Source organism: Thioalkalivibrio sp. ALJ12, assembly GCF_000378305.1.
Classification (GTDB): domain Bacteria; phylum Pseudomonadota; class Gammaproteobacteria; order Ectothiorhodospirales; family Ectothiorhodospiraceae; genus Thioalkalivibrio.
In genome coordinates this window covers 434,441-448,478 of record NZ_KB899538.1, presented here as the reverse complement: position 1 = coordinate 448,478, position 14,038 = coordinate 434,441, and the positions used below count along the sequence as shown (strand labels likewise).

15 protein-coding genes are annotated in these 14,038 nt (G+C 65.8%); all 15 read left to right on the top strand.

Annotated features, from left to right (window positions below):
- Positions 1 to 1,314 carry a tRNA uridine-5-carboxymethylaminomethyl(34) synthesis GTPase MnmE gene (mnmE, locus tag F467_RS0102165; RefSeq protein WP_018139743.1) on the top strand — a complete coding sequence of 438 codons (1,314 nt, stop codon included), beginning with the start codon at positions 1 to 3 and terminating at the stop codon, positions 1,312 to 1,314.
- Between the two features lie 111 nt (positions 1,315 to 1,425).
- On the top strand, positions 1,426 to 3,300 hold the full coding sequence (mnmG, locus tag F467_RS0102160; RefSeq protein WP_018139742.1) for a tRNA uridine-5-carboxymethylaminomethyl(34) synthesis enzyme MnmG: 1,875 nt from the start codon (positions 1,426 to 1,428) through the stop codon (positions 3,298 to 3,300).
- A complete protein-coding gene (gene rsmG, locus F467_RS0102155) occupies positions 3,290 to 3,919 on the top strand; it encodes a 16S rRNA (guanine(527)-N(7))-methyltransferase RsmG (protein WP_018139741.1) in 630 nt (209 codons plus the stop codon). The genes mnmG and rsmG overlap by 11 nt, the downstream gene beginning before the upstream one ends.
- On the top strand, positions 3,916 to 4,671 hold the full coding sequence (locus F467_RS0102150; protein ID WP_018139740.1) for a ParA family protein: 756 nt from the start codon (positions 3,916 to 3,918) through the stop codon (positions 4,669 to 4,671). Before rsmG ends, F467_RS0102150 begins: the two co-directional genes overlap by 4 nt.
- 28 nt (positions 4,672 to 4,699) lie before the next feature.
- Complete coding sequence (locus F467_RS0102145; RefSeq protein WP_018139739.1) at positions 4,700 to 5,542, top strand: ParB/RepB/Spo0J family partition protein; 843 nt, start codon at positions 4,700 to 4,702, stop codon at positions 5,540 to 5,542.
- A 132-nt stretch (positions 5,543 to 5,674) separates the two neighbouring features.
- Positions 5,675 to 6,061, top strand: a complete 387-nt coding sequence (locus F467_RS0102140; RefSeq protein ID WP_012983955.1) for an ATP synthase subunit I — start codon at positions 5,675 to 5,677, stop codon at positions 6,059 to 6,061.
- 31 nt (positions 6,062 to 6,092) lie between these two features.
- Positions 6,093 to 6,935, top strand: a complete 843-nt coding sequence (gene atpB, locus F467_RS0102135; RefSeq protein ID WP_018139738.1) for a F0F1 ATP synthase subunit A — start codon at positions 6,093 to 6,095, stop codon at positions 6,933 to 6,935.
- Positions 6,936 to 6,986: 51 nt separating this feature from the next.
- Positions 6,987 to 7,223, top strand: coding sequence for a F0F1 ATP synthase subunit C (gene atpE / locus F467_RS0102130; protein WP_012983953.1), 237 nt, complete (start codon positions 6,987 to 6,989; stop codon positions 7,221 to 7,223).
- Between the two features lie 53 nt (positions 7,224 to 7,276).
- Positions 7,277 to 7,747: a F0F1 ATP synthase subunit B gene (locus F467_RS0102125; protein ID WP_012983952.1), complete on the top strand. Its 471-nt coding sequence runs from the start codon at positions 7,277 to 7,279 to the stop codon at positions 7,745 to 7,747.
- A 9-nt stretch (positions 7,748 to 7,756) separates the two neighbouring features.
- Complete coding sequence (locus F467_RS0102120; protein WP_012983951.1) at positions 7,757 to 8,293, top strand: F0F1 ATP synthase subunit delta; 537 nt, start codon at positions 7,757 to 7,759, stop codon at positions 8,291 to 8,293.
- Positions 8,294 to 8,306: 13 nt separating this feature from the next.
- On the top strand, positions 8,307 to 9,848 hold the full coding sequence (atpA, locus tag F467_RS0102115) for a F0F1 ATP synthase subunit alpha (protein ID WP_018139737.1): 1,542 nt from the start codon (positions 8,307 to 8,309) through the stop codon (positions 9,846 to 9,848).
- Between the two features lie 12 nt (positions 9,849 to 9,860).
- Positions 9,861 to 10,721 (top strand): F0F1 ATP synthase subunit gamma, encoded by an 861-nt coding sequence (atpG, locus tag F467_RS0102110; RefSeq protein ID WP_018139736.1) that lies wholly within the window; start codon positions 9,861 to 9,863, stop codon positions 10,719 to 10,721.
- Positions 10,722 to 10,760: 39 nt separating this feature from the next.
- Positions 10,761 to 12,137, top strand: a complete 1,377-nt coding sequence (gene atpD / locus F467_RS0102105) for a F0F1 ATP synthase subunit beta (RefSeq protein ID WP_012983948.1) — start codon at positions 10,761 to 10,763, stop codon at positions 12,135 to 12,137.
- A 12-nt stretch (positions 12,138 to 12,149) separates the two neighbouring features.
- Positions 12,150 to 12,569, top strand: a complete 420-nt coding sequence (locus F467_RS0102100) for a F0F1 ATP synthase subunit epsilon (RefSeq protein WP_018139735.1) — start codon at positions 12,150 to 12,152, stop codon at positions 12,567 to 12,569.
- Between the two features lie 70 nt (positions 12,570 to 12,639).
- Positions 12,640 to 14,019, top strand: a complete 1,380-nt coding sequence (gene glmU / locus F467_RS0102095; protein WP_081601233.1) for a bifunctional UDP-N-acetylglucosamine diphosphorylase/glucosamine-1-phosphate N-acetyltransferase GlmU — start codon at positions 12,640 to 12,642, stop codon at positions 14,017 to 14,019.
- Positions 14,020 to 14,038: the final 19 nt, after the last annotated feature.

Below are 14,038 nucleotides of genomic sequence, written 5' to 3'. Positions count from 1 at the left end.
GTGACCGTGGCGGATACCATCGTCGCGGTCGCCACCCCGCCGGGGGTCGGCGGCATTGGCGTGGTCCGTCTGTCGGGCCCCCAGTCGCTGGTGATCGCACGGCGCCTGACCGGGCGCGACCGCCTGCGACCACGCCAAGCTCATTACGGCCGCCTCACTGATCCGGCCAGCGGCGAGACCATCGACGATGGCCTGATCCTCTATTTCCCCGCGCCCCATTCGTATACCGGTGAAGACGTGGTCGAACTGCAAGGCCACGGCAGCCCGGTGCTCCTGGAGGCGCTCGTCGCGGCGGCGGTCGGCCTCGGTGCGCGCCGCGCGCGGCCGGGCGAATTCACCGAACAGGCCTTTCTGAACGGCCGCCTCGACCTCGCGCAGGCCGAGGCCGTCGCCGATCTGATCCATGCCCAGACGGCCCAGGCCGCGCGCCTGGCCCGCTCCAGCCTCGACGGGGCGCTGGCCGCGGAGCTGGAGCCGGTCTCCCGGGCCATCCGCGACATGCGCGTGGTCATCGAGGCCGAGATCGACTTCGGCGAGACTGACCTCGAATCCGAGGCCGCCCCGGACATCGCCCGGCGGGCGGAGGTCCTGCACACGACCATCCTCGCGCTCCTCGAGCGCCTGCGCCCGGCCCGCTATTTCGCCCAGGGCCTGCGTCTGGCCCTGGTCGGTGCCCCCAATGTCGGCAAGTCCAGCCTGATGAATCGACTGGCCGAGAGCGAGGTGGCGATCGTCACCGACCGCCCCGGGACCACCCGGGACGTACTGCGCTCGCCGATCGCCATCCACGGGATCCCGGTGGAACTGATCGACACCGCCGGGCTGCACGCCAGCGACGACCCTGTGGAAAAGATCGGGATGCAGCGCGCCCGCGAGGCTGCGACCGGGGCCGACCTGATCCTGGACCTTCGGGATCTGACCCGGCCGGAGGCCGTCCCCGAGCTGGAGGCCCCGCCCGAGATCCCGCGGCTCACGGTCTGGAACAAGCAGGATTGCGTCGCGGATTCCCGATCTACAGAGGGGATCGTCATCTCGGCGCGCACCGGTGCGGGCATTGATGAACTCAAGCAGGCCATCGTCGAGCGGCTGGGTGCCAGCGAGGGCGGGCAGCAGCGCTTCAGCGTGCGTGCGCGCCACCTCGATGGCCTGCGCCTGGCGGCGCTGCATCTGGGCCGCATTGAGGCCAGCGCTGCGCCCGACCTGATCGCCGAGGAGCTGCGCCTGGCCGAGGCGGCGCTGGACGCCCTGCTGGGTCGCCAGGACCACGAGGCCCTGCTCGGCGAGATCTTCGCCGGTTTCTGCATCGGCAAGTGATGGCGTAGGGAAACATGGATCCCCATGCGGCCGCTTCGACGCCACCGCCACTCCTGCTAAACTGCTGATTTTACTTTTTCGGGCCGCCCAGCGGCCGGGTTTCAAGAGGTCATGGCAGAAGAATTTGATGTCATCGTGATTGGCGGCGGACACGCCGGCACCGAGGCCGCTCTGGCCGCGGCACGCGCGGGTGCGCGCACGCTGCTGCTGACCCATAACATCGAGACCATTGGCCAGATGAGCTGCAATCCGGCGATCGGCGGCATTGGCAAGGGCCACCTGGTCAAGGAGATCGATGCCCTGGGGGGCGTGATGGCGCGCGCGGCGGATGCCGCCGGCATCCATTTCCGCATCCTCAATAGGCGCAAGGGTCCGGCGGTGCGCGCGACCCGCGCCCAGTCCGACCGGCAGCTCTACCGCCAGGCCATCCGCCAGTTCGTGGAGGCCGAACCGAATCTGCAGATCTTCCAGCAGCCGGTGGCCGACATCACCATGGAGGGCGATCGCGTGACCGGTGTGGTCACCGAGGCGGGCCTTGCGTTCCAGGCCCGCGCCGTCGTGCTGACGGTGGGGACCTTCCTCAACGGCCAGATGCATACCGGGCTGACCCAGCAGCCGGGCGGGCGCGCGGGCGATCCGCCGAGCGTGTGCCTGGCCGCGCGCCTGCGCGAGATGGCCTTTGCGGTCGGGCGCCTGAAGACCGGCACCCCGCCGCGCATCGACGGGCGGAGCGTCGACTTCGCGCGCCTCGAGGTGCAGCCGGGCGACGACCCGCGCCCGGTATTCTCGTTCACCGGCTCCACGGCCGATCACCCGGCTCAGCGCCCCTGTCATATCGCGCGCACGAGCGAGCGGACCCATGACCTGATCCGGGCGAACCTCGATCAGGCGCCGATGTATTCCGGCCAGATCGACAGCACCGGACCGCGGTACTGCCCCTCGATCGAGGACAAGGTCGTGCGCTTTGCCGACAAGACCAGCCACCAGGTCTTCGTCGAGCCGGAGGGGCTGACCACCCACGAGCTCTACCCAAACGGCATCTCCACCTCCCTGCCCTATGCGATCCAGGTGCCGCTGGTGCAGAGCATCGAGGGCTTCGAGCACGCGCGCATTACCCGTCCGGGCTACGCGATCGAGTACGACTACTTCGACCCGCGCGGCCTGCGCCCATCGCTGGCCACGCGGGAGGTGGCCAATCTGTTCTTCGCCGGGCAGATCAACGGCACCACCGGATACGAAGAGGCCGCCGCCCAGGGCCTGGTCGCCGGACTGAATGCCGCCCGCCTGACCCGGGACGCCGAACCCTGGATCCCGCAGCGTTCCGAGGCCTATATCGGTGTGCTGATCGACGACCTGGTCACCCGCGGCACGCAGGAGCCCTACCGCATGTTCACGTCGCGCGCCGAGTACCGGCTGCTGTTGCGCGAGGACAACGCGGATCTGCGCCTGACCCCGGTCGGGCGCGAACATGGCCTGGTCGACGATGCCCGCTGGGCACGGTTCGAGCGCCGCGCCGCCGCGATCGAGTCGGAAATGAGCAGGCTTGCACAGACGCGACCGGACCGGGATCAGCGCAGCCGCCCGGCCCTAGTCGAGCTCCTCGGCAAGGCCCCGGAGCCGGATGCCACACTGCTCGACCTGCTGCGCCGACCGGAGGCCGACTATGACGCCCTGATGCAGGCACTCCCGGAACTGGATGCGGGCTGCACGCCGGACGTGCGCGAGCAGGCCGAGATTCAGGCCAGATACGCCGGGTACATCGAACGCCAGCAGGCCGAGGTCGCGCGCCAGGCGAAGGCCGATCAGACGGCGCTGCCGGACAACCTCGACTACGCGCGGGTGCATGGTCTGTCCAACGAGATCCGCCAGAAACTCGCCGAATTCCGTCCGCACACGCTGGGTCAGGCCCAGCGCATCCCGGGCGTGACCCCGGCCGCGCTTTCGGCTCTGGCTGTTCACCTGAAGCAGCGCGCCAGTGGCGAGTAACGACTGGCGGGCGGCCCTGGGCGCCGTCGCCGACGAGTGGGCGCTGGACGCAGCCGCCATCGAGGCCCTGGCGATCTATCTCGAGCAGCTCGGGCGCTGGAACCGGGTGCACAATCTGACCGCCGTGCGCGACCCCGCGCAGTGGATCCCCCGGCACATCCTCGACAGCCTGACCCTGCGCCCGTATCTTCACGGGGACCGCATCCTGGATGTCGGGACGGGCGCCGGCCTGCCGGGCTTCATACTGGCTGCCTGCGAGCGCGAGCGCGATTTCTGCCTGCTGGACAGCGCGGCCAAGCGCATCCGCTTCCTGCGCAACGTGATCGGGCTGGCCGGGCTGACCCGGGTCGAGGCCGTGCATATGCGGATCGAGGATTTCGGACCCGCCGCGCCCTACACCACGGTCCTGGCGCGGGCATTCAAGGCACCGGCGGACATGGTCGCGCGCGTCGCACCGCAGGTGGCCACGGGCGGGCGGGTGCTGGCCATGCTCGGGCAGCGCTCGGTGGCGGACGCGCCGCTGCCCGCCCCGTGGTCGTACCGGGCTGTGGACCCGGTTACCATTCCCGGCGAGGCCGCCCAGCGGCACATCGCCATTATCGAGAGAGCCGAGACGTGACCGATACGCTGGCCATCACCAATCAGAAGGGCGGGGTGGGCAAGACCACGACCTGCGTGAATCTCGCCGCCTCGCTCGCCCGGCTGGGCAAGCGCGTGCTGGTCGTGGACCTGGACCCACAGGGGAATGCCACCACCGGTTCCGGCGTGGACAAGCACGCCGACGACCCGACCTCCTGCGAGGTGCTGCTGGGCCAGGCCACGGTTCCGGAGGCCGCTCACCGTGTGGAGGGCGGTTTCGATCTGGTGCCGGCGAACGGGGACCTGACCGTGGCCGAGGTGCGCCTGATGGATCAGGAGCGACGCGAATATCGGCTGCGCGACGCCCTGGGCCCGGTGGCCGCCGACTACGACCACATCCTGATCGACTGCCCGCCGTCGCTGAACCTGTTGACGGTCAACGGGCTGGTGGCCGCCGACGGGGTCGTGATCCCGATGCAGTGCGAGTACTACGCGCTCGAGGGCCTGACCGCGCTGATGCGCACGATCGAGAGCATCCAGAAGGGGCCCAACCCGCAGCTGCGCATCGCCGGGTTGCTGCGCACAATGTTTGACCCGCGCAACCGGCTGTCCGGTGACGTCTCCGACCAGCTCACCGGGCACTTCGGCGAACGCGTGTTCCGGACTGTGATCCCGCGCAACATCCGCCTGGCCGAGGCCCCCAGCTTTGGTCAGCCGGCCTTGTTGTATGATGCCTCCTCGCGCGGGGCGGTGGCCTACCTCGCGCTGGCCGGCGAGATGCTGCGCCGCTGATCCCGCATACACGAGCAGGACTGAAACGATGGCAAAACGTGGACTGGGCCGCGGGCTCGATGCCCTCCTGTCGGGGGCACAAAGCGGCGGCAACGAGAGTGACTCCCTGGCGCAGCTGCCGATCGAACAGATCCGCCGCGGTCAGTATCAGCCGCGCGTGCACATGTCCGAGCCCGCGCTCGCGGAGCTGGCCGAGTCGATTCGTGCCCAGGGCATTGTTCAGCCGGTTGTCGTGCGCCGGGTCGAGGGCGGCTTCGAACTGATTGCTGGCGAACGCCGCTGGCGAGCCGCCCAAATTGCGGGGCTGGAGAGCGTGCCGGCGGTGGTGCGCGACATCCCCGATCAGGCCGCGGCCGCGATGTCGCTGATCGAGAACATCCAGCGCGAGGACCTGAACCCGCTGGAAGAGGCGCAGGCCATCCGGCGCCTGATCGACGAATTCGAGATGACCCATCAGGCGGCGGCGGATGCGGTCGGCCGTTCGCGCACCTCCGTCACCAACCTGCTGCGTCTGCTGGAGTTGCACGACGTGGTCAAGGAACATGTGAACGAGGGCCGGCTGGAGATGGGCCATGCCCGCTCTCTGCTGGCCCTGCCGCTGGACGACCAGCCGGGGGTTGCCGCGACGGTCGTCAAGCGTGACATGACCGTCCGCGCCACCGAGCAACTGGTCAAGAAGGTCCTCTCGGCGCAGCCGGAGCCGCGCAAGGAGGCCGGCCCCTCGCCAGAGGTCCGGCAACTCGAAAGCCGCCTGTCTGATCGCCTCGGGGCCCCCGTCCAGGTCCGCTACAACCGCCAGGGCAAGGGCCGACTGGTCATCGAATACAACAGCCTCGACGAGCTCGACGGCATCCTCGAACACATCCAGTAAAAAGCCCGTCTGCCTCGCCCAAAGCCTCTCCCCACGCCCCTTTGGCCACCCCATAACGGTTTGACCTAATAGAAGGGTGCTCTTATAATGCGCGCACTTTTTGGGAGAGGGGTGGGTGTGCCCATCCGCTGAATGACACCGCGACGCTTCAGACACGCCTTACAATCGATCGGTCTGCAGCTCGCCCTAACGCTGATACTGTCGGGCCTACTACTGGCCCTGTTCCCCCCGATCGTGGCGATCTCGGCCATGGTCGGCGGCTTGACCGCGACCCTCGGCAATGCCGTGGCCGCGGTCGTTGTGTTTCGAGCCTACCGCTCTGATCAGGTGGGCTCGCTCACGGCGCGAATGATGGGCGCCGAGCTGGGACGACTCGTAATCATCGCGGTGGCATTCGGGGTGGCGTTCGCTTACCTGGACGAGCCGAACTTGCTGGCTTTGTTCGGCATCTTCCTCCTGGTGCATCTGGCCCCGCTCTGGTGGCTGCACCGGGTTTCTGATCAAGCAATGACGAGATAACTGCATGGCTTCAGAAAGCGAACTGCCCACGATGGAAGAGCACATTGCTCACCATCTCACGAACCTCACCTTTGGGCTCCACCCCGAGAACGGGTTGAGCTTCGCCACGACCAGCACCCAGGCCGCCGAAATGGGCTTCTGGGCGATCCATGTCGACTCCATGCTGTGGTCGATTGGTCTTGGCCTCCTGTTTATCCTCACGTTTCGCGCTGCCGCCAAGAAGGTCACCGCTGGCGTCCCGGGTGGCTGGCAGAACTTTGTCGAAATGACGATGGACTTTGTTAACGACAACGTCCGTGGCTCGTTCAAGCACAAGAACGACATGGTCGCACCACTCGCGCTGACCATCTTTGTCTGGATCTTCCTGCTCAACCTGATGGACCTGGTGCCGGTGGATCTGCTGCCGCACATCGCCTATCTGCTGGGTATCCCCTACTTCAAGATCGTGCCGACCACGGACATCAACGTGACCGCGGGTCTGGCGCTGGGCGTGTTCGTCCTGATCATCTACTACTCGCTGAAGATCAAGGGCCCGGTGGGCTTTATCAAGGAACTGACGGGCATCCCGTTCCAGACCAACATCGTGTTCCTGAAGCCGATCTTCTGGGTGATCAACTTCGCGCTGGAGTTCATCAACCTGCTGGCCAAGCCCGCATCGCTCGCCCTGCGACTGTTCGGCAACCTGTACGCGGCGGAGATGATCTTCATCCTGATCGGCGTTATGTACTCCGCGGGCCTGATCCTGGGTCTGGCCGGTGGTGTGCTGCATGTCGGCTGGGCGATCTTCCACATTCTCGTGGTGCCGCTGCAGGCCTTCATCTTCATGGTGCTGACCGTCGTCTATCTGGACATGGCGTACAGCGAAGACCACTGATTCGATTCACCTTCAAACTGACCGTTTCAACACTCGACTGGAGATACAAAAATGGAAATGGCTAACGCTCTGATCGTCCTGGCTGGCTCTCTGCTTCTGGGTCTGGCCGCTGTCGGCGCCGCCATCGGCGTGGGTACCCTGGGTGGTCGCTTCCTGGAAGGCGCCGCGCGTCAGCCGGAACTGATCCCGATGCTGCGTACTCAGTTCTTTATCGTGATGGGTCTGACCGACGCCGTGCCGATGATCGGCGTGGGTATCGGCCTGTACGTTCTGTTCGCCCTGGGTTAACAAGGCTGAGCGAGTCCCGAGGTCCCCTCCACTCGTCAACCTGAGGTAGCAGGATGAATATCAATCTGACCATCATCGGCCAGCTCCTGGCGTTTGCCGTATTCGTGTGGTTCACGATGCGCTACGTTTGGCCGCCCATGTCCGCCGCCCTGGAAGAGCGCCGCAAGAAGATTGCGGACGGCCTGGCCGCCGCCGAGCGTGGCGAAAAGGAACAGGAGCTCGCCCAGGAGCGCGCGACCGCGGTGATCAAGGAGGCCAAGCAGCAGGCCAACGAGATCATGGCCTCTGCGCAGAAGCGTGCGACAGAGCTGGTCGAGGAAAGCAAGACCACCGCGCGCGAGGAAGGCGAGCGTATTAAGGAACAGGCGCACTCCGAGATTGAGCAGGAGATCAACCGTGCGAAGGAAGAACTGCGCAAGCAGGTCTCCCAGCTGGCGGTTGCCGGTGCCGAGCAGATCCTGGCCAAGGAGATCGATGCCAAGGCCCACGGCGATCTGCTGAAGAAGCTCGCGGCCAAGCTCTAAGGAGACGTTATGTCAGACCTGATTTCGGTCGCCCGACCCTACGCCCGCGCCGCTTTCGAGCGGGCCCAGGAGAAAAACGATCTCGCTGGCTGGGCCGAGCAGCTCGAGTTGCTGGCGGCCATCGCCGCCGACTCGCAGATGCACAGTCTCCTCTCCAACCCGCGGCTCCCGCGTGCCGATCGCGCGCAGCTCGTGCTGGACGTGGCCGGCGACAAGGTCGGCCCCGAGGCCGGCAACCTGGTTCGGCTGCTGGCCGAAAATGGTCGCCTACCCGCGCTGCCCGCCGTCTACGACGCGTTCTCCGCGATGAAGGCCGAGGCCGAAAAGCGCGTCCACGCCGACGTAATCGCCTTCCGCAAGCTCACGCAGGCGCAGGAGAAAGAGATCCACGATGCCCTGGCCAAAGGCCTGGGCTGCGAAGTCGATCTCGAGTGTTCAGTCGACAGCTCCCTGCTCGGCGGGGCCATCATCCGCGCCGGCGACCTGGTAATCGACGGCTCCGTGCGAGGCCAGCTGAACCGCCTGGCTGCCAATTTGAGTCGCTAAGAGGATATTTAACATGCAACTGAATCCCTCCGAGATCAGTGATCTGATCAAACAGCGCATCGAGAAATTCGATGCCTCCTCCGAGGCCGCCAACGAGGGCTCCGTGGTCAGCCTGACCGACGGTATCGCTCGCGTGCACGGCCTTGGCGATGTCATGCAGGGCGAAATGATCGAGTTCCCCGGCGACACCTTCGGCATGGCGCTCAACCTCGAGCGTGACTCTGTCGGCGTCGTGATCCTGGGTGACTACAAGCACATTAAAGAAGGCGATACCGCCAAGTGCACCGGTCGCATCCTTGAGGTGCCGGTGGGCGAGGGCCTGCTGGGCCGCGTGGTCGACTCCCTCGGCCGCCCGATCGACGGCAAGGGTCCGGTGGAAACCGGAGTCTCCAGCCCGATCGAGAAGATTGCCCCCGGTGTTATCGACCGGCAGTCGGTTGACCAGCCGCTGCAGTCCGGCATCAAGGCGATCGACGCGATGGTCCCCGTGGGCCGTGGCCAGCGCGAGCTGATCATCGGTGACCGCCAGACCGGTAAGACCGCGGTGGCGATCGACGCGATCATCAACCAGAAGGACTCCGGCGTTAAGTGTATCTACGTCGCCGTGGGTCAGAAGGCCTCGTCGGTTGCCTCTGTGGTGGCCAAGCTGGAAGAGGCCGGTGCGATGGATAACACCATCATTGTGGCCGCCAACGCCTCCGAGTCGGCCGCGATGCAGTTCATCGCCCCGTACGCCGGCTGCGCGATGGGCGAGTACTTCCGCGACCGTGGTGAAGACGCCCTGATCGTCTACGACGATCTGACCAAGCAGGCCTGGGCCTACCGTCAGGTGTCGCTGCTACTGCGTCGTCCGCCCGGCCGCGAAGCCTATCCGGGTGACGTCTTCTATCTGCACTCGCGCCTGCTGGAGCGCGCCTCCCGCGTGAACGCCGACTACGTCGAGCAGATGACCAACGGCGAAGTGAAGGGCCAGACCGGCTCGCTGACCGCGCTGCCGATCATCGAGACCCAGGCGGGCGACGTGTCCGCGTTCGTGCCGACCAACGTGATCTCGATCACCGACGGCCAGATCTTCCTCGAGACCGACCTGTTCAACTCGGGCATCCGCCCGGCGATCAACGCTGGTCTGTCGGTCTCCCGAGTCGGTGGGGCCGCGCAGACCAAGATCATCAAGAAGCTTGGTGGTGGTGTGCGTCTGGCGCTGGCGCAGTACCGTGAACTGGCGGCGTTCTCGCAGTTCGCCTCCGATCTCGACGAGCTGACCCGCAAGCAGCTTGACCGCGGCAAGCGCGTCACCGAACTGATGAAGCAGGGCCAGTACCAGCCGATGTCCATCGGCGAGATGGCGTTCTCGCTGTACGCCGCCAACGAGGGCTACCTCGATGACGTCGAGGCGGACAAGGTCGTGAGCTTCGAAAAGGAACTGATGGCCTACGCGCGTTCCTCGCAGAAGGAGCTCCTGGACGAAATCAACAGCTCTGGCGACTACAACGACTCCATCCAGGAAAAGCTGAAGAAGGCCCTGGAAGAGTTCAAGGCCAAGCACAGCTGGTAACGGGAGCACGCAATGGCGGGCACTAAGGAGATCCGGACGCAGATCAAGAGTATCCAGAATACTCAGAAGATCACCAAGGCCATGGAGATGGTCGCAGCGTCCAAGATGCGCAAGGCCCAGGACCGTATGGAAGAGTCCCGGCCTTACGCCCAGAAGATCCACGACGTGATCGGTCACGTCGCGATGGCCAACGCGGAGTACAAGCATCCGTTCATGGTCGAGCGCGAAGTGAAGCGTGTGGCGCTGATCATCGTCTCGACCGATCGTGGCCTATGCGGCGGGTTGAACACCAACCTGTTCAAGAAGGCCGTCGGCGAGATGCGGCGTTACCGCGAAGAGGGCGTTGAGGTGGACCTGTGCGTCGTCGGCAACAAGGCGCTGCAGTTCTTCAAGCGCCTGGGTGGCAACATCGTGGCCGAGGCGCGCGATCTGGGTGATCGCCCGCACATCACGGACCTGATTGGCTCCATCAAGGTGGTGCTGGACAACTTCCGCGATGGCAAGGTCGACCGCGTCGTGCTGCTGGAGAACAAGTTCGTCAACACGATGACCCAGCAGCCGGAGGCGACCCAGCTTCTGCCGACCGCGCCGAGCAAGGACGAGTCTCTGAAGCATCACTGGGACTACATCTACGAGCCCGATACGGTTCCGGTGATGGATACCCTGCTCGAGCGCTATGTCGAGTCGCTGATCTACCAGGCGGTGGTCGAGAACGTGGCCTGCGAAATGGCCGCGCGCATGGTCGCGATGAAGTCGGCCTCCGACAACGCCGGCACGATGATCAAGGACCTGCAGCTCGTCTACAACAAGGCGCGCCAGGCCGCGATCACCCAGGAGATCTCCGAGATCGTCAGCGGCGCGGCTGCGGTCTAGCGCCCGCCGGCACGAATTACGACTTACGAGGATGAACAAATGAGTTCCGGAAAAATTGTCGAAATCATCGGCGCCGTCGTGGACGTGGAGTTCCCCCACGGCGAAGTGCCCAAGGTCTACGACGCCCTGACCCTGGAAAACGGCCTGACCCTGGAAGTCCAGCAGCAGCTGGGTGACGGCGTCGTGCGCACGATCGCCATGGGGACCACAGAGGGTGTGAAGCGTCAGACCCCGGTCACCGCGACCGGCAAGCCGATCTCCGTGCCGGTCGGCAAGGGGACCCTGGGCCGCGTGATGGACGTGCTCGGCCGCCCGGTGGACAACGCCGGCGACGTGGAGGCCCAGGAAACCTGGTCGATCCACCGTGCCGCCCCGACCTTCGACGAGCAGGCGGGCTCCACCGAGCTGCTGGAAACCGGAATCAAGGTGATCGATCTCCTGTGCCCGTTCGCGAAGGGCGGCAAGGTCGGCCTGTTCGGCGGTGCCGGCGTGGGCAAGACCGTGAACATGATGGAGCTGATCCGCAACATCGCGATCGAGCATTCCGGTTACTCCGTGTTCGCCGGTGTGGGCGAGCGTACCCGTGAAGGGAACGACTTCTACCACGAGATGAAGGACTCCAACGTCCTCGACAAGGTGGCCCTGGTCTACGGCCAGATGAACGAGCCGCCGGGTAACCGCCTGCGTGTCGCGCTGACCGGCCTGACGATGGCCGAGTTCTTCCGTGACGAAGGCCGCGACGTGCTGATGTTCATCGACAACATCTACCGTTACACCCTGGCCGGGACCGAGGTCTCCGCGCTGCTGGGGCGTATGCCGTCCGCGGTGGGCTACCAGCCGACCCTGGCGGAAGAGATGGGTGTGCTGCAGGAGCGCATCACCTCGACCAAGAAGGGCTCGATCACCTCCATCCAGGCGGTCTACGTGCCGGCGGATGACTTGACCGACCCGTCGCCGGCCACGACCTTTGCGCACCTGGATGCGACCGTCGTGCTCTCGCGCCAGATCGCCGAGCTGGGCATCTACCCGGCCGTGGATCCGCTGGACTCGACCTCGCGCCAGCTGGACCCGCAGATCATCGGGCAGGAACACTACGACACCGCCCGTGCGGTGCAGAACACTCTGCAGCGTTACAAGGAGCTGAAGGACATCATCGCGATCCTCGGCATGGACGAGCTGTCGGAAGACGACAAGCTGGTCGTGGCCCGTGCGCGAAAGATCCAGCGCTACCTGTCGCAGCCGTTCTTCGTGGCCGAGGTGTTCACCGGGGCGCCGGGCAAGTACGTGTCTCTGAAGGACACCATCCGCGCGTTCAAGGCCATCGTGGCTGGCGAGTATGACCATCTGCCCGAACAGGCCTTCTACATGGTCGGCACCATCGAGGAAGCCGTCGAGAAGGCCGAGAAGCTCGGCTAAGGAGTGAGCAACATGCCCATGACGATGCACGTGGATGTGGTCAGTGCCGAGGAGTCCATCTACTCCGGGACCGCGCTGATGATCGCGGCCCCGGCCGAGGGTGGCGAGGTCGGTGTCTATGCGGGCCACACCCAGATGCTGGCGCGCCTGAACCCGGGCGAGCTGCGCATCCTGGAAAAGGAAGGCGCCGATCCGCAGCCGGTGTTCGTCTCGGGCGGTATCCTCGAGGTCCAGCCGTATCATGTGACGGTCCTGGCGGATACGGCGGTGCGGGCCAAGGATCTGGACGAGGCCGAGGCGCTGGAGGCGAAGAAACGTGCGGAGGAGGCCCTGGAGAACTCCAAGGCCGATTTCGACTACGCCAAGGCGCAGGCGGAACTCGTGGAGGCCGCCGCCCGCCTGCAGATGATCCAGAAGTTGCGCCGGAAATAATCCGGCAAACTGCGACGAATGACCGACCCCAAGGGCCAACCGATTCGGTTGGCCCTTTATGATTGCACCCATGCCTGAGACGACACCCCTTCATATCGCGGTCCTCGCGGCCGGCAAGGGGACGCGCATGCGGTCGCGCCTCCCCAAGGTCCTGCAATCTCTAGCCGGACGCCCCCTGCTGGACCATGTCCTCCAACGCGTGGCGCCGCTGGAAGCCGACGCGCTCCACGTCGTGGTGAGCCACGAACAGGAACGTGTGCGAGCCGCATTTGCCGAGCACGTCCCCGCACTTGACTGGATCGACCAGGGCGAGCCGCGGGGGACCGGGCATGCGGTTTATCAGGCCCTGCAGCACATCCCAGACCATGCGCGTGTCCTGGTGACCTATGGGGACGTCCCGCGGATCCCGGTCGCGGACCTGGAGGCCTGTGCTCGCGGCACTGGCGTAACCGTCCTGGCCGCTCAGGTTCCCGACCCCACCGGATACGGTCGCCTGATCCTCGATGCCGCGGGCCAGCTGGAGCGGATCGTCGAGCACAAGGAGGCCACCAGCGGGGAACGTGCGGTCGACCTGATCAATACCGGCGTGCTCGCCGCACCGGCCGGGGACTTGCGTGGTTGGCTAGCTTCCTGCGAGCCCGATCCGGCAGGGCCGCGCGAGTGGTATCTGACCGACATTGTGGCCGTGGCACGAGGTCAAGGACGGGTGATCGATGTCGTGCGCAGTTCCGATCCCGTCGCCGTGCTGGGTGTGAACGACCGCGAGCAGCTGGCCGTCCAGGAGCGCCTGCACCAGGCGGAGCAGTGCTCCCGGATGATGCGGGATGGTCTCGCAGTGGCGGACCCCGACCGCCTGGATGTGCGCGGCGTCCTGAAATTCGGACACGACTGTTCGATCGACGTGAACGTCGTGATCGAGGGCACGGTGACGCTGGCGGACGATGTCTATATTGGCCCCGGCTGCGTGTTGCGCGATTGCGAGATTGGATCCGGCACGCAGGTCGCGGCACACAGTGTCCTGGAAGGTGTAAGGATCGGCGAGGGGGCCAATGTTGGGCCGTTCGCCCGTCTGCGCCCGGGGACCGAGCTCGGCCCCGGTGCCCGCGTCGGCAACTTTGTCGAGATCAAGAACTCCACGCTGGGTCCGGGCGCGAAGGCGAACCACCTGACCTACGTCGGGGATGCCAGCGTCGGGGCCGGCGCCAATCTGGGCGCAGGGACGATTACCTGCAACTATGATGGTGCCAACAAGCATCGCACCGAGATCGGCGAGCGAGCGTTCATCGGCTCCAACACGGCCCTGGTGGCGCCCATCCGCATCGGCGATGACGCGACGGTGGGGGCGGGCTCGACCTTGTCCGACGATGTCGACCCGCGTGCGCTGGCGCTGACCCGTGCACGCCCGCGCGTTATCCAGGACTGGCCGCGCCCCAAGAAGAAGTCCGACTAGACACAAAAGTCCGACTCGA